This is a genomic window from Nocardia sp. NPDC057663 (assembly GCF_042799895.1).
In the GTDB taxonomy this organism is placed as follows: Bacteria; Actinomycetota; Actinomycetes; order Mycobacteriales; family Mycobacteriaceae; genus Nocardia.
Window position 1 is genome coordinate 558,467 of the sequence record NZ_JBHVHX010000003.1, and the last position, 16,671, is coordinate 575,137.

The window sequence follows — 16,671 nt, forward strand, 5'->3', positions numbered from 1 at the left end:
CGAAACCGGCCCTGCTCCGGAATCATCCGGAGAAGGGCCGGTTTCGGCGTTCAGGCCAGGGTGCGGCAGCTGTCGACGAAGGCCATGAGTTCGTCGACGGGCTCGGTGCGGGCGTCGACCGCGCGGTCGATCACCTTCACCAGGTGCTCGTAGGCGGCCGTGTGGTCGTAGTCGGCGACATCGGCGATCCGCAACGCCCACCGCCAGTAGCCGCGCAGCGTATCCGACAGCGGCATCCGGAAATTGGCGACGACATCGCGGATCGGCGCCACCACCGCGGCACCGTCGTGGCGCAGGTACCGGGTCACCACGTCGGCCATGAAGCTGAAATGCCGCGCCTCGTCGCGCGACAACCGGGTGAGCACCGCCGCCAGCACCGGGTCGGTGACCACGTCACGCAGCTGCTGGTAGTACATCTGCGTAGCTTTCTCCTGCACCAGGGCGTAGGCGAAGAACTGGACCGGGTGGTCGTAGGGCAGGTCGAACGGCTTGTGGCCCTCGACCGCCAGTTCCGACCGCAGCGTGTCACGGTCGGTGATGCCCGCTGCCTCCTGGTAGCGGGCCAGTGCCCTGGCGTGGGTGTCCTCCTCGAGCGCCCAGCGCACGGTGAAGTGGTAGAGCTCCCGATTGTGTTCGAAGGTCGGCAGATCCACGCTGTCGTCGACGGGGAAATGCCGGTGGTAGACGTCGAAGTAGCCGGGCAGGTGGTCCTCGATGAGGGTGACGAACTGGACGGCGGAGCGCTGCCCCTCGGTGAGCCTGCCCGCGTCGGCGGCGGCCCAGTCGAAGGCGGTCTCCACGTCCCAGGCACGGGTCGCGGGGGAGGCGGCGAGGAAACCGTCGACCGCCGCGACCACGTCCCGCACGGGCAACAGTCCCGGAGTGGTGATCATGTCCTACCTGGCATTCCGGCAGACCAGCGCGTAATGCTTGGTGGTGTAGCCCCAGCCCGCGTTGGCGATCTCGAGATAGTGGCGCAGCTTGTCGGCCAGGCCGGGGCCGTGCGCGTCGATGCGCTCGGCGGCCGCGTCGACATTGCCGATCCAGTCCTCGATCGTGCGCCGGTAGTGCTCGGTCAGATCGTCGACCGAGATCACCGAGAAGCCGGCGTTCTCGGCGGCGGCGATCAGCTCCGAGAGCGGACGCAGCTCGCCGAAACCGAAGATGTCCTCGCGGACGAACCCGGTGCCGTCGCGACCGTCGAACGCGGCGCGGGTGGCCGCATTGCGGAAACAGCTCTCCGAGACGTACAGCGTGCCGCCGCGGCGCAGGACGGCCCGCGCGCGGCGGAACACCTCGTCGGGGTCGGGCATGTGCACGATCGAACCCAGCAGTGTGACGGCGTCGAAGCCGCGGGCGGGCAGGTCGAGCTGCTCGAAGTGCCCGACCCGGGTGCGCACCAGGTCGGCCACGCCGCGCGCCGCCGCCTGCTCGGCGATGTAGTCGTGCTGGCGCGGCGCCGGGCTGACACCGAGCGTCCGGCAGCCCAGTTCGCTCGCCATGTACAGGATCAGCGAACCCCAGCCGCAGCCCACATCGAGCAGCTGCTCGCCGCCGCGCAGCCCGAGCCGCTCGGCGACGAACCGCAGCTTGTTGCGCTGGGCCAGTTCCAGTGTGTCGCTGTCGGATTCGTACAGCGCCGAGCTGTACTTGCGCAGCGGATCGAGGAACTGCCCGAAGATGTCGGGGTCGAGGTCGTAGTGCTGATTGGTATCCGCGACGACGGTCATGCGCGCACAGACCGTTCGACCACCGCGGTGACCTCGGCCAGCGTGGACATCCCGAAAACGTCGGAGTCTTCGAGCTCGATGTCGAAGGTGCGCTCGATGCGGGCGATCATCCGCAGCACCCGCACCGAGTCCACGCCCGCCATGGCGCGCAGGTCGGCGTCGGGGGTCAGGTCGGCGGCGGTCAGGCCGGTCTCGGTGATCGCGATCTCGGTGACCGTGCGCAGGATGGTGTCGGCGGAAGTGGTGGTCATGGCCGGGCTCCGTTCGGGGAGAGGGTGTTCGCCGTGGACAGGGCGTGGTCGAGCAGGGCGACTTCGTCGTCGTCGAGGGTCAGCTGATCGCGGACGGCGTGCAGGTCGAACGGCTGGTAGGTGGCCGTCGACGACGCGCACACCGCGTCGTCGGCGTCGAGGATCTCGGCGTGCGCCGGGATCGGGCCGTCGCCGCGCTCGGGCGGCAGCGTTGCCACACAGCGGTATTCGCGATCGATCAGCAGCGGGGTGAGGAAGCGGGTGCGCTGGGAGACGGTGAACGCGGGGACATTGCGGGCCAGCACGATCAGGTTGCCCATCACCTCGTCGCACACGACGCCGATCAGGCCGCCGTGCACCACACCGGGATAGGACTCGAACGCGCGCCCGAGCCGGAACGCGGCCACCAGCGCACCGTCGGCGCGCGGGGTGAAACGCAGGCGCAGCCCGGAGGCATTGTGCGGAGAACAGCCGAAGCAGTGGTAGTCGGGAATCACCGACCACGGCACCTCGACGGCGCCGGGCTGCTCGGTGGCCGTCATCAGGCGATGGCGTCGGCGAGGGCGCGGCGCACCTTCGCATTGCTGGACAGGTCGAGCCCGGTGATGCCGGCGAAGGTGCGGCGCACCTTGTCGTGCAGCACCTCCAGCTCGCCCTCGGCGGCGACCTGCTCGAGGAACAGCTCGAATCCGGTGTCGATGGTCTCGTGGTCGCCCAGCTCGGCGATGCCCGCCTTGAAGGTGCTCACCGGGTGCTTGATCTTGGCCTCGGAGCTGTAGACGTAGAGCGTCTCGAGCACCGACGGCAGTTCTTCGGGCCGCTTCTTCAGCCGCTCGGTGGTGTAGTGGATGAACTCGCGCGCGTGCCCGGCCTCGTCCCGGCCGGCGTTGAGCAGCAGCTCTTTCAGCACCGGTTCGCCGACCCAGCTCGACACCGCGCGATAGACGTGGTTGACGGTGAGCTCGGAGATGATGTTGGTGGCCAGCGTCGCCGAGGGCGTGCTGCCCGGCGCGTACGGCTCGCGCATCGCGCCGACCGCGCGATCCTCGACATCCTCGCCGATCGCGCCCAGCCAGGACCGGAAAGCGTAGTGGTGCTGCACCTCCTGGTAGCCCCACACGACCGCGAAGGTGGAGAAGTCGTAGTCGTCGACGAACTCGTTGAGAAAGCCGTGCACGGCCGCGATGACATTGGACTCGCCCATCGCCGCGCTCTTGGCGAGAGTGATGTACTCCGGGCGGACCAGCGTCGGGTCGACGGCGGCCAGGTCGAGGTCGCTCAGTTTCCAGTGCAGGCGTTCGTAGTGGCGGAAGACGTCAAAGCTGTGCACTAGGCACTCCCATTCGATCGCAGGGGCGAGCGGCGCGGCGTCATCGCCGGCCGATCAGGTCGCGGGCGGCCAGCCGCTGGAGCTTGCCGCTGCTGGTGCGGGGGATGCTGCGGTGCGCGACCAGATGCACCTGCACCGCCGTGAGCCCGAGGTGGGCGGTGACGGCGGCGCCGATGGCCGCGGCGAGGGCGTCGGCCTCGGCGCCGGTGCGTTCGGTCTCGGCGATCAGCGCGATCACATCGGCACCGTCGGGGTCGACGGCCGCGGTGCAGCGGCCCTTGTGGATGCCGTCGAGATCGCGGACCGCGGCCTCGACGTCCTGGGCGTAGTAGTTCACGCCGCGCACGGTGATCATGTCCTTGCAGCGGCCGGTGACGAACAGTTCGCCGTCGCGCCGGTACCCGAGGTCGCCGGTGCGCAGCCAGCCGTCGGTGAACCGGTCGGCGACCGCGTCGGGGTCGACGGTGAGATAGCCGTCGGTGACGGGGGCGCCCTGGATGAGGATCTCGCCGACCCGGCCGTCGGGCAGATCGGCGTCGCTGTCGATGTCGACGATCCTGATCGCGATCCCCTCGACCGCGGTGCCGACCGAGGCGACCGCCCTGGCGCCGTCCTCGAAGCACGAAACCGGCTCGGCCACCGCAGATTCCGAGAGCTGCGCGCGGTCGACCCACTCGAAGACCGGCTCGCGCAGCAGCGGCGGGAAGGCGACGGCCAGGGTGGCCTCGGCCATCCCGTAGACCCCGAACATCGTCGACGGTGCGAAGCCCGCGGGCCGGAACCGCTCGCAGAAGGCGGTGACCACCGATTCCGAGATCGGTTCGGCGCCGTTGAACGCGATCCGCCAGTGGCTCAGGTCGTAGTCGCCTGCCCGCTCGGGTGGGATGGCACCGAGCAACGCCTCGTAGCCGAAGTTCGGCATGGCGGTGATGGTCGTCGCGGTGGAGGCGAATTCGCTCAACCAGCGGGCGGGGTCCTTCACGAAGGCCAGCGGCGACCAGACATGGGCGGGGATACCGCGCAGCACCGCCGACAGCGTGCCGAACAGGCCCATGTCGTGGAACAGCGGCAGCCAGAAGCCGCCCTGGTCGTCGAGCCCGAGGTCGATGCCGGTGCGGATCGCGGCCAGCCCGCTCGCCACATTGGCGTGGGTCAGCCGCACGCCCTTGGGCAGCGCGGTGCTGCCGGAGGTGAACTGCACGATCGCCAGATCGTCGGGACCGTGCTCGGGCAGGGTGTCCGGGTCCGCGGTGACCTCGGTGACGAGCTCGGTGGTGTCGACGAATTCCACGCCGATGTCACCGATCAGCGGGATCATCGACGCGAACCGCGGCGACACCAGCACGGTGCGCATCCCGGCGGCCGCGGTGATCGCGGCGAGCTTGGCCGGGTAGGCCGCCGTCGCGCGCGCGCCGGCGGGCAGCGGCAGGGGAGTGGCCGCCCCGCCCGCCGCGGCGATACCGAAGAGGGAGACCAGGAATTCCGGCGCGTTCGGGCACAGCACGCCGACCGGCTCACCGCGCCCGATACCGCGCTGGACCAGCGCGGTCGCCGCGGTGTGGGAGCGCCGCTGCAACTCGGCGTAGCCGACCCGTTCCGACACCGACCAGAATGTCGCGGGCACCTGCGGATGCGCGGCGGCGACACCGGCCAGCAGCGTGGTGAGCGTGTCGCTCGAACGCGAGGAATTCATGACCGAAACGACAACAGTGCCATATGAAATCGCGCTGAACGAATACCGAAATACGCGCGCCGATAATCACAGTCGATCGTCCAATTGCGCTGCCTGATAAAGATATTCGGCTATCGCCCGATCGGAGCAGGCAATACTGCGCGAATTCGCGGCCGTCCGGCGGTGACGATGAGCGGCGAAATCCCCGCACCGAAATCGCCCAGGAGCTGCCGGTGACTTCCGATCATGTCGCGGTCGACGACCCGACCCCGGTGCAGATCGCGGTGCTGGAGAGCGTCGCACCGCACTGCCGCCACGACCCGTATTCGAGCTACGCGACCCTGCGTGCCGCCGGCCCGTTCGTCCCGGGTCCACGCGATACCCACCTGGTGCCGCGCCACGCCGAAGCCCAGGCGATCCTGAGCGACCCGCGCTGGAGCCACGCGGAGGAGCCGGAGCTGCTGCATGGTGACAGCGAGGTCGAACTGCCCGGGTCCTTCCTCTGGATGGAGCCGCCGGACCACACCCGGCTGCGCGGCCTGGTCGGCAAGGCGTTCACCGCGCGCACCGTGGCCGGACTGCACGAGCGGGCCGAGCAGCTGGTCGACGGACTGCTCACGGCGGTGCTGGCCGACGGCGAGACCGATGTCCTGGAGGCGCTGGCCTACCCCGTGCCGCTGACCCTGATCTGCGAACTGCTCGGCGTCCCCGCCGAATCCCACGCCCATGTCCGCGAGATCTCGGCGCACATCGCCCGCGGCCTGGACCCGGACACCCTGCTCAGCCCGGCGGAACTGGCTGCCCGTACCACCGCCGTGCACGCGTTCACCGACTTCTTCGGCGACCTGATCGCCCGGCGCCGCCGTGACCCGCGCGACGACCTGATCACCGCGCTGGTGCAGGCCGAGGACGCCGGCGTGCGGCTGACCCGAAATGAGCTCATCGGCACCCTGCTGATCCTGGTCGTGGCCGGACACGAGACCACGGTCAACCTCATCGGCAACGGACTGCTGGCGCTGATCCGCCACCCCGACCAGTTCCAGCTGCTGCGCGACGACCCGGCGCTGTGCGTGCCCGCGGTCGACGAAGTGCTGCGCTACGACCCGCCCGTGCACCTGACCACGCGCACCGCCCGCCACGAGATCGAGCTCGCCGGAAAGACTTTCGTCCCCGGCGACGCGGTGATCGTGCTGATCGGCTCGGCCGCCCGCGATCCCGGGGCCTTCCCCGACGCCGACCGGTTCGACATCGCCCGCTACCTGCCGGGCCGGCGACCCGAGCGGCACCTGTCGTTCGGGCTCGGCCTGCACTACTGCCTCGGCGCGCCGCTGGCCCGTCTGGAGATGCAGACGGTGCTGCGGGCCGTCGCTACCCGTGTCGAGCGGATGCACCTGCTCGCCGCACCGCCGTACCGCCCGAACGTGGTCGTGCGCGGCATGTCCGAACTGCGAATCAGCCTGGAGGGCCGATGAGTACCGCTGTCCCCGCCGACCTCACCTTCGACGCGTTCGCGCCCGGCCACCGCGCCGACCCGTACCCCGCCTACCACCGCGTGCGCGAGGCGACACCGCTGTTCCCGTACGCCCTCGGCGACGTCCCGGTGACGCTGGTGACCCGCTACGAGGAATGCGCCGCCGTCCTCACCGGAAACGACTGGGGCCACGGCTATTCGGCGGGCATCAGCCCGTTCCGCGACACCACCGCCGCCATCCCCGGTTCCTTCGTCCGGATGGACCCGCCCGAGCACGGCCGCTACCGCAAGCTGGTGGCGAAAGCGTTCACCCCCACCATGATCGGCGCGATGGCGCCGGTCGCGGGCACGGTGGTCGACGGGCTGGTCGACGCGGCTCTCGAGCGCGGTGAACTGGACGTACTCGAGGATCTGGCGGTGCCGCTGGCCGTCGCGATGGTCGCGGTGCGCCTGCTGGGCGCCGACGCGGCCGACGGACACAGCTTCCGTGCCTGGCAATTGGCGATCGCGCGGGGCAGCGACCCGGACTCGCTGCTCGGCCCCGACGACATCAGCGCCCGCACCGATGCCGCGATCGCCTGCATGGGGCACTTCGCGCGGCTCATCGGCGAGAAGAAGCAGCAGCCGGGCACCGACCTGCTCAGCGAACTGGTCGCGGCCAGTGTGGACGGTGACTTCCTCACCGAACCCGAGGTGATCGGGATGTCGCTGCTGCTGCTCGTCGCGGGCATGGAGACCTCGATCAACCTGATCGGCAACGGGCTGCTCGCCCTGCTGCGCCACCCCGGCCAGCTGGCTCTGCTGCGCACCCACCCCGAGCTGATCGGGCCCGCGATCGACGAGATGCTGCGCTACGACGCGCCGACCCAGTTCACGATCCGGGTCGCGCTCGCCGACACCCAGGTCGGTGAGCACACCTTCCGCCGCGGCGACGGCGTCGTGGTACTCACCGGCTCGGCCAATCGTGACGGGCGGGTCTACCGCGACGCCGACACCTTCGACATCACCCGCTTCACCGGAAACCGGCCGCCGCGTAAGCATCTCGGGTTCAGTCTTGGCATCCACTACTGTGTCGGCGCGCCGCTGGCCCGGATCGAGGCCGAGGCGGCCATCCGTACCCTGCTGGACCGGGCGCCCGACCTGGCGCTGGCCGACGAGCCGATCGAGTACCGCCCCAGCCTGATCCACCGCGGCATCCGGCACCTTCCGGTGACACTGTGACCGCGTCACGCGGGCACGCGATCGTCATCGGCGCCGGGGTCGCCGGGCTGCTCGCCGCGCGGGTGCTCGCCGACACCTTCGACCGGGTCACCGTCGTGGAGCGCGACGAGCTCGACGCGAAAGAGACTGTGCGCCGCGGTGTTCCGCAGGCCTGGCATCTGCACGGCCTGCTCGATCGCGGCCGCAGGATCATGGAGGAGCTGTATCCGGGCTTCACCGAACAGGCGGTGTCGGACGGCGCGACCGTCGCCGAAGTGCTGATCGGCACCCGGTGGTATGTGGGCGGTTCCCGGCTCGCAGCCGGCTCGACAGGTCTGACCTCGGTGATCGCGACGCGGTCGCTGCTCGAGACGGTGCTGCGCAGGCGCACGCTGCGCTTGCGCGGCATCGAGTTGCTGACCCGCACGACGGTGCAGGGCCTGGTCGGTGACGCGCAGCGCGTCCGCGCGGTGACGGTGCTCGGTCCGGCAGGCACGCAGACGCTCGGCGCCGACCTGATCGTCGACGCGGGCGGTCGCGGCTCACGGATCACGCAGTGGCTCACCGAGATCGGCGCCGAGACCCCCGAGGAAGAGCGGCTCGACGTCGATCTCGGCTACGCGTCGCGGTTCTTCCGGCACCGGCCGGGTCAGCTCGGCGGGCAGGTCTCGGTGATCGTCTCGACCGGCGCGAACGGGCGCGGTGGCGGCGCGGTCCGGGTGGAGGGCGACCGGTGGCATGTCACCCTCGTCGGGATGCTCGGTGACCATCCGCCGGTCGACGACCAGGGTTTTCGCGACTACGCCGCGTCGCTGTCGGCGCCCGACATACACTCCATCGTCGTGGGTTCCGAGCCGCTCGGCGACGCGGTGCCCTACCGGTTCCGGACCGCGGTGCGGCGCCGCTTCGACCGTCAGAGTTCCGCACCGGCCGGGCTGCTGGTGCTCGGCGACGCGCTGTGCGCCTTCAATCCGCTCTACGCCCAGGGCATGACGGTCGCCGCGCTGCAGGCCGCGGCGCTGCGGGACTGCCTGGGCGCCGGCGCGGCCGATCTACCCGCGCGCTACTACGCGGCCGCCGCCGACGCGGTCGCGGTGGCCTGGCAGCTGGCCGCCGGATCGGATCTGCGGCACCCGGGCGTCGAGGGCAGACGCACGCTGCGGACCCGGCTCACCACTGTCTTCGTCACCCGGGTGCAGCGCGTCGCGCACCACGACCCCCGCGTGGCCAGGACCTTCCTGCGGGTCGCCCACCTGGTCGACCCGCCCGCCGCGCTCACCGCGCCGGGCACGCTGCGCCGAATCCTCCTCTCGGAGACCACCCACCGGAGAACACAGGAGACCCACGCATGACCTCCACGACTTCCCCGATCGATGCCCAGGCAGTCCAGACCGCACTGGTCCAGCTGTTCGGGCCGGACGGCCGCGCCGATCCGTACACCCCCGCCCGCGTGCTGCGCGAAGCGGGCCCGATCCACCAGACCCCGCTCGGTCACCATGTGCTGACCCGCTACGAGGACTGCGCCGCGGTGCTGTCCACCACCGCGTGGAGCCACGCCGAAGAGGCGGCGATGATGCATCCGACGGTGTCGCCCGAGAACGCCGCCGAGGAACTGCCCACCTCGTTCCTGTGGATGGAGCCGCCGGACCACACCCGCCTGCGCAACCTCGTCACCAAGGGATTCACCCCGCGCATGGTGACCCGGCTGCGCCCACGGATCGAGCAGCTGTGCGAGCAACTCGTCGACGATGCCGTGGCCGCAGGCGAATTCGACCTCGTCGAGCTGATCGCCTACCCGCTGCCGCTGATCATCGCCTGCGAACTCATCGGCGTGCCCGACGACGCCTACGACCAGGTCCACCGGTGGTCCCAGGACCTGGCCCGCGGCTTCGACCACGACTACACGCTGCCCGAGGAATGCCTGACCGCCCGCAGCGCCGCCTCCCGCGGATTCATGGGCTACTTCCGCGAACTGCTCAACGAACGGCGCGTCACCCCGCGCGACGACCTGCTCAGCGTGCTGTCCCAGGTCGAGGACCGCGGTGATGTGCTCACCGAGCAGGAACTCCTCGCGACCTGCATCACCACTTTCGTGGCGGGCCACGAGACCACCGCCAACCTGATCGGCACCGGGATGCTGCGCCTGCTGCGCAACCCCGACCAAATTCAGCTGCTGCGCGACCGTCCCGAGCTGCTCGCCGTCGCCCCCGACGAACTGCTGCGGCTCGACCCGTCGGTGCAGATCACCACGCGCGCCGCGACCCGCCCGATCACCGTCGCCGGGCATGAGTTCGAGAAGGGCGAAGGTGTAGTTGTGCTGATCAACTCGGCCAACCACGATCCGGCCGCCTATCCCGACCCCGACCGGGTCGACCTGACCCGCTACTCCGATCCGATGAACCCGGCCAAGAAGCACCTCGGGTTCAGCCTCGGCATCCACTACTGCCTCGGCGCCCCGCTGGCGCTGCTGGAGATGGAGATCCTGCTCGAGGTGCTGCTGCGCAAGGTCGGCACGTTCGAATTGCGGTCGGAGAATCCGCCGTTCAAGCCGAACGTCGTCATCCGCGGTCTGGAATCGCTGACGGTCGCCGTCACCCCGGCCTGATCCGGGCACTCCACCCAGCCCCGCCGGTCCAGTCGGCGGGGCTGGGTGCCGTCAGTGCTCGTCTGCCGGGATTTCCAGTGCCGCAAGGAAAGCCGTCGCCGCCGGGCTGCGGTCGGTGCGGTTCCACACGATGTACTCGATGCGGCTGGGCGCGTCGGTGACCTCGACGGTGCGCACGCCGGTGAGCTGCGGGGCGTGGGCGGCGGGCATCATGGCCACGCACAGGTCCTGGCCGACGAGGCGGGCGATGTAGTCGGCGGTCGTCACCTCGAAGGCGACATCGCGGGTCAGGCCGGCCGCCGCGAACGCGAGATCCGATTGGATCCGGCCCGCCGTGCCCGCGGGCAGATCGACGAAGACCTCGGTGGCGAGTCTGCGCAGGTCGACCGTCGACTCGGTGGCGAGTGGATGGTTCGGTGCGACCACCGCGACGAGTCTGTCGCGGGCGAGCTCGTGGACCGCGACGCCGCGCGGTCGCACGGTGGTCGGCATGCCGAGAAAGGCGACATCGAGCGTGCCCTGCTCGATCTGGTCGGCGAGGTCTTCACTGGCGCCCACTCGCAGGCTGATCCGCACGTGCGGATACCGCGCACGGAACTCGCGCAGCGCGGCGGGCAGGTCGACGGCGGCGACCGTCGGGATCAGGCCGACCGCGAGCCGGCCCCGCACCTCGCCGACGGCGGCCGCGACCTCCGCCGCTGCCCGCTCGGCCGCATCGAGACAGTGTCGGGCAGCGGGGAGGAACGCCGCCCCGGCCGCCGTGAGCCGCACCCGTCGGCTGGTTCGCTCGAACAGCTTCGCGCCCAATTCCCGTTCCAGCCGGGCGATCTGGTGGCTCAGCGCGGACTGCACGACCAGGCAGCGCTCGGCGGCCCGGGTGAAGCTGTTCGTCTCGGCGACGGCGAGGACATACCGCATCTGCTGGAGCTCCATGGATCAATCGTGAATCACGATCGGTGCGGTGACAAACATGTATTGGATTCATCGATCAGCGCGCGGTGAGATGGAGTCCATGAAAACACCAGTGGCTCAGGGGTTCGGGCTCGCCCTGGCTGCCATCGTCGCGGGACAGCTTCCCGACAAGGCCCAGAGAGAAGGATGAGATGAAGCGAGTTCTCGCGACCACGGCTGCGCTGGTCGGTGTCGCCGCGACCGTGCTGATGCCATCGCACCGGGCGGCCGCAGAAGGTCCCCTGTTCCCCACTACTATCGCGCTGCCCGCCGGGTTCCAAGCGGAGGGCGTCGCGATCGGATCGCTCCCGATCGCCTATTTCGGCTCTATGGCAGACGGTTCCATCTACCGCGCGAACCTGGTGACCGGCCAGGGCGACCTGCTGACCCGCGGCCCCGGCAGCCAGGCACTGGGCCTGCAACTCGACGACCGCGGCCGACTGTTCGTCGCGGGCGGCACCGGCGGCGACTTCCGCGTCGTCGACGCCTGGACCGGTGCGGTACTGGCGACCTACCAGTTCGCCACCGGTCCACAGACATTCGTCAACGACATGGTCCTCACCCCGGAGGGCGCGTGGGTCACCGACTCCTTCGCCCCCGTCCTGTATCACCTGCCGATCGGCCGCGACGGTGCACTCCCGCCACCCGACGCGGTGGTCCGCATCCCCCTCACCGGCGACATCGACTACATACCGGGAGCTTTCAACGCCAACGGCATCGTCCGCACACCGGACGGCACCGGACTCCTGATCGTCCAATCGATCACCGGTCATCTGTTCCGGGTCGATCCCACCACCGGCATCGCGCGCCGAGTAGACCTCGGCGGCGAATCGCTTACCGACGGTGACGGATTACTCCGCCAGGGCACCACCCTGTTCGCAGTCCAGAACCGCCGCAACGCGATCGCGATGATCACCCTCGACCCCGCAGGCACCGTCGGCACACTCGACCGCCGAATCACCGACCCGCGCTTCGATGTTCCGGCTACGGTCGCCGCCTACGGTGACCGTCTGTACCTCCCGAACGCCCGCTTCGATACGGCCCCCACCTCGGCCACTCCCTACTCGGCCGTGGCTGTCGACCGACCACGATGATTCGAAGCGCTGCACGGCAACTCGAGGACCGTCAGGCCGAGTCGATAGCCGAGGTGCCGCGGGACCGGCATCGAGATCGCGACCTCACGGTGTGGCGATGCGGACGTTGCGCATGGTGACCAGGGCTGTCGCACAGAGGGTTTCGCCGGTGTCGTCGACGGAGAACACGTCGGCGGCGGCGATGGTGAGCAGCGCGCCGGGCTTGATCACCCGGCCGCGCGCGATCACCGTGGCGCCCTTGGCGGGTGCGAGGATCTTCACCGTGTAGTCGATGGTCATGTTGACCCAGCCGATCGGCAGCAGGGTGCCTGCGGCCGAGCCGGCGGCGAAGTCGGCGAGCGAACCGAGGACGCCACCTTGGAAATAGCCGTCGTGCTGGGTGAGCTCGGGGCGGTGGGGTTGCACGATCTCGACCTCGCCGGGTTCGATCCGGCCGAAGTGGAAGCCCAGGTGGGCGGCGGCGGGCATGGACAGCACCGCGGCGGGGACCAACTGGGCGAAATCGGGGTTCGGGGCCTGCGTCGTCATCGGGTCCGGCTCCTCTGTTCGGGGGTGTGCGGCCATGCCGCGAATCCTGCCGCCGCGTACCGCGCGCGGGCGGCCGATCGCATGATCTTGCCACTGCTCGTCTTGGCCAGCTGGTCGGGCAGCGTCAGCACCAGGTCGCCGACGGCGAGTTCGTGTTCGCGGATCACCGCGGCTCTGATGGCGCCGATCACCTCGGCGGGGTCGGCGTCGAGCCGGTCTCGGCGCAGCTCTTGCACGACGACGAGGCGCTCGCCCGCGTCGCCGGGGTAGGCGAAGGCCGCCGAACTCCCGTGCCGGAGTGCGGGGTGCGCGGACTGCACGGTGTCCTCGATGTCGTGCGGGTAGTGGTTGCGGCCACGGATGATCACCATGTCCTTCGTGCGGCCGACGACATACAGTTCGCCGTCCACCAGCAGTCCGACATCGCCGGTGCGCAGCCAATCGGTGCGCGGATCGTCGGCCGTGCGCGCCCGCAGCAGTTCGTCGGTCTCCGCAGGACACTGCCAATAGCCCTGCGCCACATGGTCACCGGCCACCCAGATCTCCCCGGCTCGCCCGGGCGGGCACGGTCGCAGCGTGGCGGTGTCGACGATCCGAAGCCGCTCACCCGTCAGCACCCGGCCCGAACTCACCAGGGCGCGCGCCTTGCCGGGTCGGGCGGGCAGGTAGCGGCCCGCGCCGAGCGCCTCGGTGTCGACGGTCAGTGTGCGCGGGCCGCGGCCCTTGTCGCTGCCGGTGACCAGCAGTGTCGCCTCGGCCAGCCCGTAGCAGGGATACAGCGAGGTAGATCGGAAACCGTGTGGGGCAAAGGTTTCGGTGAATCGCGCGAGAGTGCTCGGGCGGATCGGCTCCGCGCCGTTGAACGCGACCTGCCAGCTGGTGAGATCGAGAGCGGGCAGCGGTTCGGCGGCCGCCCTGGCGACACACGCGTCGAAAGCGAAATTCGGGCCGCCGCTGGAATGCGCGCGGTACTCGCTGATCGCCGACAACCACAGCAGCGGCCGCCGCACGAAGGTGGCGGGCGACATCAGCACGCTGGTCGCGCCCACCCACAGTGGTTGCAGCACATTGCCGATCAGCCCCTGATCGTGGAACAGCGGCGCCCAGCCGACCACGGTGGACCCGCTGTCGTGCCCGAAGGCGTGCCGGATCATCTCCTGATTGGCGGCGAGATTGCGGTGCGAGACCATGACGCCCTTGGGCGTCGAGGTGGACCCGGAGGTGTACTGCAGGAACGCCACCGCGTCCGGCTCGATCGGCTCGGCCGGGAAGTCGGCGCGGGCCGCAGTGTCGACCGTCAGCCAGTGTGCCTGCGGAAGTAGCGGTTTCAGCGCCCTGCGCAACGGATCGAGTGCCAGGGTGACCGTGAGGACCGCCGAGGGCGCGCAGTCCTGGACGATCGAGCGGGTGGCGTGCTGGACGTGCTCGCGGCGCGGCGGATTCACCGGGACCGCGATCACCCGCGCGTACAGGCACCCGAAGTACGCGGCGAGGAAGTCGAGCCCCGGCGGAAAGACCAACAGCGCACGATCGCCCGGCACGCAGACCTGCCGCAGGTGCGCCGCGACGGTCGCGGCCCGCGCGTGCAGTTCGGCGTAGCCGAGGCGGTCGGCCTCGGCGCCGGTCTCGTCGAGGAAGCGGTAGGCGATCCGGTCCGGGGTGGCGTGCGCTCGCTCGCGCAGGACATCGGGCAGCAGCCTGTCCGGTCGGTTCATCGGCTCGCCCCGAACGACACCGGCAGGCTGTCGAGCCCCCGGAGCAGGAAACTGCGGTCCTGCCAGGCGAATTCGTCACCCGGCGCGGACATGCGCGGGTGTCTGCGCAGGAGTCCGTCGAGGGCGATGCGGGTCTGCAGTTGGGCGAGTGCGCCACCGAGACAGCCGTGCATGCCGTGCCCGAAGGCGAGGTGATCGCGGGGGGCGCGGGTGATGTCGAATTCGTCCGGGCGCGGGAAGACCTCGGGGTCGCGGTTCGCCGCACCCAGGCACACCAGGACGTGGTCGCCCGCGCGGATCGTCTCCCCGCCGATCACCACATCGCGGGTCGCCAGCCGCTTGGTCAGCTGCAGCGGCGCGTCGTAACGCAAGGCCTCCGCGACGGTGGCACCCAGCCGGTCGGGCGACCGGCGCACCATGGCGGCCTGATCGGGATGCCGCAGCAGCGCAAGGGTGGCGGTGCCGATGAGCGCCCTGGTGGTTTCGGTGCCCGCGACGAAACACATGATGCAGACGAAGATCAGTTCCTCGTCGGTGAGGCGGTCGCCGTTGGCGGTGCGCGCGGCGAGCAACCGGCTGATCAGATCGGCGCCGGGCCGGGCGCGGCGTTCGGCGAGTACCTCCGCCAGCGCGTCGGCGAACAACTCGACGACCGTGCGCACCCGGGTCAGGTCGTCGGCCTTCATCAGGCCGGGCTCGAGCAGGAAACGGATGTCGTGGGTCCAGCCGCCGACCCAGGCGTGCAGGGCGGGCGGCAGCGCCATCCACTCACACAGCACCGCGACCGGCAGCGGCCCGGCGAGCTCGGTGATCACGTCGGCGCGGCCCGCGGCGACCGCCGGGCGCAGGAACCGTTCGGCGACCGCGGCCACCAGGGGTTCCAGCGTCGCGATCGTGCGCGCGGTGAACACCTTGTTCACCAGGCCACGCAGCCGGGCGTGCTCGGGATTGTCGGTGAACACCAGCGAGGTGCGGCCGAGTCGCTCGATCCGCGCCACCTCCGGCTGACCGAGCCTGCGCGCCTGCTCGGTGACCAGCTTCGGGATCAGACCGGCACTGAAAGATTTGTCGTGCAGCACGGTGCGCGCATCGGCGTGCCGGGTCAGCACCCACATGCCGAGGGTCTTGTGCACCGGCCGGGATTCCCGGAGCGCCCGGTACACCGGGTACGGGTCGCGGCGGAACTCGGCACTGAACGGATTGAATCGGATCGACGGCCGCGCCGGGGAGAGCGTCATCATCGACTCCGGCGCTGGAAGAAAGTGTCCGGGTACGGCCGGGCGACGATGCGCAGCAATCCCAGCTTGCCCATCCGGAAGCCCAGCGCCGACAACTTCAGATAGCGCTCGTACCGGGCGACGGTCTCGGGGCCGACCAGGTCGACGGCCCCGGCCCGATGCTCGCGCAGCCGTCGCGCCCACTGCTCGCAGGTCCAGGCATAGTCGAGCCGGTCGTCGGTGAGCGTGGCGATCTCGAACAGGCCGTCGGCGGCCGCGGTGATCTCGGCGAGCGTCGGCAGATCGGCGTCGGGGAAGATCTCCTGCTGCATGAACGTGCTGGCCTGGTCGCGGCGCATATTGCCGTAGGCGATCGTTTGCAGCGACAAGGTGCCGTCGGTGGTCAGCCAGTCCCGGCAGCGGGTGAAGAACTCCCGGTACACCGCGATCTTCGCGGCAGCCGGGTCGTCGGGTCGCGCGAAATGCTCGAACGCGCCGATCGAGATGATCCCGTCGAACCGGGAACCGGGTTCGAAGTGCACCCAGCTCTGCGTGCGGACCTCGACACCGGGCAACGCCAACGCGCGGACGTAGGCTGCCTGCTCGTCGCTGAGCGTCAAGCCGACCAGATGCGGAACGCGGTGCTCCCGGCTGCCCCGCGCCAGGACCGCACCCCACCCGCAGCCGATGTCGAGCACCGACTCCGCCTGATCGGCGCCGACCGCGCTCAGGTGGTGCCGGAGCTTGCGTTCCTGCGCCGATTCGAGGGTGTCACCGCGAGATTCGGGCATGGCGCACGAGTAGCTGAGCGACTCGTCGAGCCACAGGCGGTAGAAGTCGTTGCCGATGTCGTAGTGGTGCCGGACCGCCGCGGCCGCCGCGTCGGCCCGGGCGGTATCGGGCACGC

At 70.2% G+C, this 16,671-nt stretch carries 16 protein-coding genes; 5 read left to right on the forward strand and 11 right to left on the reverse strand.

Annotated elements, in window-relative coordinates:
• Window positions 1-50 precede the first annotated feature (50 nt).
• The 6 genes from ACFVAV_RS10575 to ACFVAV_RS10600 are packed head-to-tail and all read right to left on the reverse strand — an operon-like array spanning window position 51 to window position 5,004.
• Window positions 51-893: an acyl-ACP desaturase gene (locus tag ACFVAV_RS10575; RefSeq protein ID WP_379033139.1), complete on the reverse strand. Its 843-nt coding sequence runs from the start codon at window positions 891-893 to the stop codon at window positions 51-53.
• A 3-nt stretch (window positions 894-896) separates the two neighbouring features.
• Window positions 897-1,730: an SAM-dependent methyltransferase gene (locus ACFVAV_RS10580; RefSeq protein WP_379033142.1), complete on the reverse strand. Its 834-nt coding sequence runs from the start codon at window positions 1,728-1,730 to the stop codon at window positions 897-899.
• Entirely contained in the window at window positions 1,727-1,981 is a 255-nt protein-coding gene (locus ACFVAV_RS10585; protein WP_379033146.1) for an acyl carrier protein, read from the reverse strand. Before ACFVAV_RS10585 ends, ACFVAV_RS10580 begins: the two co-directional genes overlap by 4 nt.
• A complete protein-coding gene (locus tag ACFVAV_RS10590; protein WP_379033149.1) occupies window positions 1,978-2,523 on the reverse strand; it encodes a PaaI family thioesterase in 546 nt (181 codons plus the stop codon). Before ACFVAV_RS10590 ends, ACFVAV_RS10585 begins: the two co-directional genes overlap by 4 nt.
• A complete protein-coding gene (locus ACFVAV_RS10595) occupies window positions 2,523-3,311 on the reverse strand; it encodes a ferritin-like domain-containing protein (protein WP_379033153.1) in 789 nt (262 codons plus the stop codon). The genes ACFVAV_RS10590 and ACFVAV_RS10595 overlap by 1 nt, the downstream gene beginning before the upstream one ends.
• Before the next feature lie 40 nt (window positions 3,312-3,351).
• Window positions 3,352-5,004, reverse strand: coding sequence for an AMP-binding protein (locus tag ACFVAV_RS10600; RefSeq protein ID WP_379033156.1), 1,653 nt, complete (start codon window positions 5,002-5,004; stop codon window positions 3,352-3,354).
• A 212-nt stretch (window positions 5,005-5,216) separates the two neighbouring features.
• Between ACFVAV_RS10600 and ACFVAV_RS10605 the strand changes: the two genes are divergently transcribed.
• Genes ACFVAV_RS10605 through ACFVAV_RS10620 form a run of 4 tightly spaced genes read left to right on the forward strand, consistent with a single transcriptional unit; the run spans window position 5,217 to window position 10,259 of the window.
• Window positions 5,217-6,455 carry a cytochrome P450 gene (locus ACFVAV_RS10605; RefSeq protein ID WP_379033159.1) on the forward strand — a complete coding sequence of 413 codons (1,239 nt, stop codon included), beginning with the start codon at window positions 5,217-5,219 and terminating at the stop codon, window positions 6,453-6,455.
• Window positions 6,452-7,675: a cytochrome P450 gene (locus ACFVAV_RS10610; RefSeq protein WP_379033161.1), complete on the forward strand. Its 1,224-nt coding sequence runs from the start codon at window positions 6,452-6,454 to the stop codon at window positions 7,673-7,675. Before ACFVAV_RS10605 ends, ACFVAV_RS10610 begins: the two co-directional genes overlap by 4 nt.
• Complete coding sequence (locus ACFVAV_RS10615) at window positions 7,672-9,006, forward strand: NAD(P)/FAD-dependent oxidoreductase (RefSeq protein WP_379033164.1); 1,335 nt, start codon at window positions 7,672-7,674, stop codon at window positions 9,004-9,006. The genes ACFVAV_RS10610 and ACFVAV_RS10615 overlap by 4 nt, the downstream gene beginning before the upstream one ends.
• Window positions 9,003-10,259 (forward strand): cytochrome P450, encoded by a 1,257-nt coding sequence (locus ACFVAV_RS10620; protein ID WP_379033167.1) that lies wholly within the window; start codon window positions 9,003-9,005, stop codon window positions 10,257-10,259. The genes ACFVAV_RS10615 and ACFVAV_RS10620 overlap by 4 nt, the downstream gene beginning before the upstream one ends.
• A 51-nt stretch (window positions 10,260-10,310) precedes the next feature.
• On the opposite strand, the gene ACFVAV_RS10625 is transcribed toward ACFVAV_RS10620, so the two are convergent.
• Complete coding sequence (locus ACFVAV_RS10625) at window positions 10,311-11,192, reverse strand: LysR family transcriptional regulator (RefSeq protein ID WP_379033170.1); 882 nt, start codon at window positions 11,190-11,192, stop codon at window positions 10,311-10,313.
• Window positions 11,193-11,362: 170 nt separating this feature from the next.
• On the opposite strand from ACFVAV_RS10625, the gene ACFVAV_RS10630 reads away from it, so the two are divergent.
• Window positions 11,363-12,304, forward strand: coding sequence for an SMP-30/gluconolactonase/LRE family protein (locus ACFVAV_RS10630; RefSeq protein ID WP_379033173.1), 942 nt, complete (start codon window positions 11,363-11,365; stop codon window positions 12,302-12,304).
• A gap of 84 nt (window positions 12,305-12,388) precedes the next feature.
• Here ACFVAV_RS10630 and ACFVAV_RS10635 read toward each other — a convergent pair whose 3' ends face one another.
• From ACFVAV_RS10635 to ACFVAV_RS10650, 4 genes are read right to left on the reverse strand one after another with little or no spacing between them, the layout of a single operon-like run.
• The gene (locus ACFVAV_RS10635) at window positions 12,389-12,832 is read right to left on the reverse strand and encodes a PaaI family thioesterase (protein WP_379033176.1); all 444 of its coding nucleotides are present in this window, start codon (window positions 12,830-12,832) and stop codon (window positions 12,389-12,391) included.
• Window positions 12,829-14,547: a fatty acyl-AMP ligase gene (locus ACFVAV_RS10640; protein ID WP_379033179.1), complete on the reverse strand. Its 1,719-nt coding sequence runs from the start codon at window positions 14,545-14,547 to the stop codon at window positions 12,829-12,831. The genes ACFVAV_RS10635 and ACFVAV_RS10640 overlap by 4 nt, the downstream gene beginning before the upstream one ends.
• Window positions 14,544-15,785: a cytochrome P450 gene (locus tag ACFVAV_RS10645; RefSeq protein ID WP_379033182.1), complete on the reverse strand. Its 1,242-nt coding sequence runs from the start codon at window positions 15,783-15,785 to the stop codon at window positions 14,544-14,546. Before ACFVAV_RS10645 ends, ACFVAV_RS10640 begins: the two co-directional genes overlap by 4 nt.
• Complete coding sequence (locus tag ACFVAV_RS10650) at window positions 15,785-16,669, reverse strand: class I SAM-dependent methyltransferase (protein WP_379033185.1); 885 nt, start codon at window positions 16,667-16,669, stop codon at window positions 15,785-15,787. The genes ACFVAV_RS10645 and ACFVAV_RS10650 overlap by 1 nt, the downstream gene beginning before the upstream one ends.
• Window positions 16,670-16,671: the final 2 nt, after the last annotated feature.

Coding starts and splice junctions, on each gene's coding strand:
- ACFVAV_RS10580 (WP_379033142.1), bottom strand. CDS start 1,730: ATGACCGTCGTCGCGGATACCAATCAGCACTACGACCTCGACCCCGAC.
- ACFVAV_RS10635 (WP_379033176.1), bottom strand. CDS start 12,832: ATGACGACGCAGGCCCCGAACCCCGATTTCGCCCAGTTGGTCCCCGCC.
- ACFVAV_RS10640 (WP_379033179.1), bottom strand. CDS start 14,547: ATGAACCGACCGGACAGGCTGCTGCCCGATGTCCTGCGCGAGCGAGCG.
- ACFVAV_RS10575 (WP_379033139.1), bottom strand. CDS start 893: ATGATCACCACTCCGGGACTGTTGCCCGTGCGGGACGTGGTCGCGGCG.
- ACFVAV_RS10585 (WP_379033146.1), bottom strand. CDS start 1,981: ATGACCACCACTTCCGCCGACACCATCCTGCGCACGGTCACCGAGATC.
- ACFVAV_RS10610 (WP_379033161.1), top strand. CDS start 6,452: ATGAGTACCGCTGTCCCCGCCGACCTCACCTTCGACGCGTTCGCGCCC.
- ACFVAV_RS10590 (WP_379033149.1), bottom strand. CDS start 2,523: ATGACGGCCACCGAGCAGCCCGGCGCCGTCGAGGTGCCGTGGTCGGTG.
- ACFVAV_RS10620 (WP_379033167.1), top strand. CDS start 9,003: ATGACCTCCACGACTTCCCCGATCGATGCCCAGGCAGTCCAGACCGCA.
- ACFVAV_RS10645 (WP_379033182.1), bottom strand. CDS start 15,785: ATGACGCTCTCCCCGGCGCGGCCGTCGATCCGATTCAATCCGTTCAGT.
- ACFVAV_RS10625 (WP_379033170.1), bottom strand. CDS start 11,192: ATGGAGCTCCAGCAGATGCGGTATGTCCTCGCCGTCGCCGAGACGAAC.
- ACFVAV_RS10600 (WP_379033156.1), bottom strand. CDS start 5,004: ATGAATTCCTCGCGTTCGAGCGACACGCTCACCACGCTGCTGGCCGGT.
- ACFVAV_RS10630 (WP_379033173.1), top strand. CDS start 11,363: ATGAAGCGAGTTCTCGCGACCACGGCTGCGCTGGTCGGTGTCGCCGCG.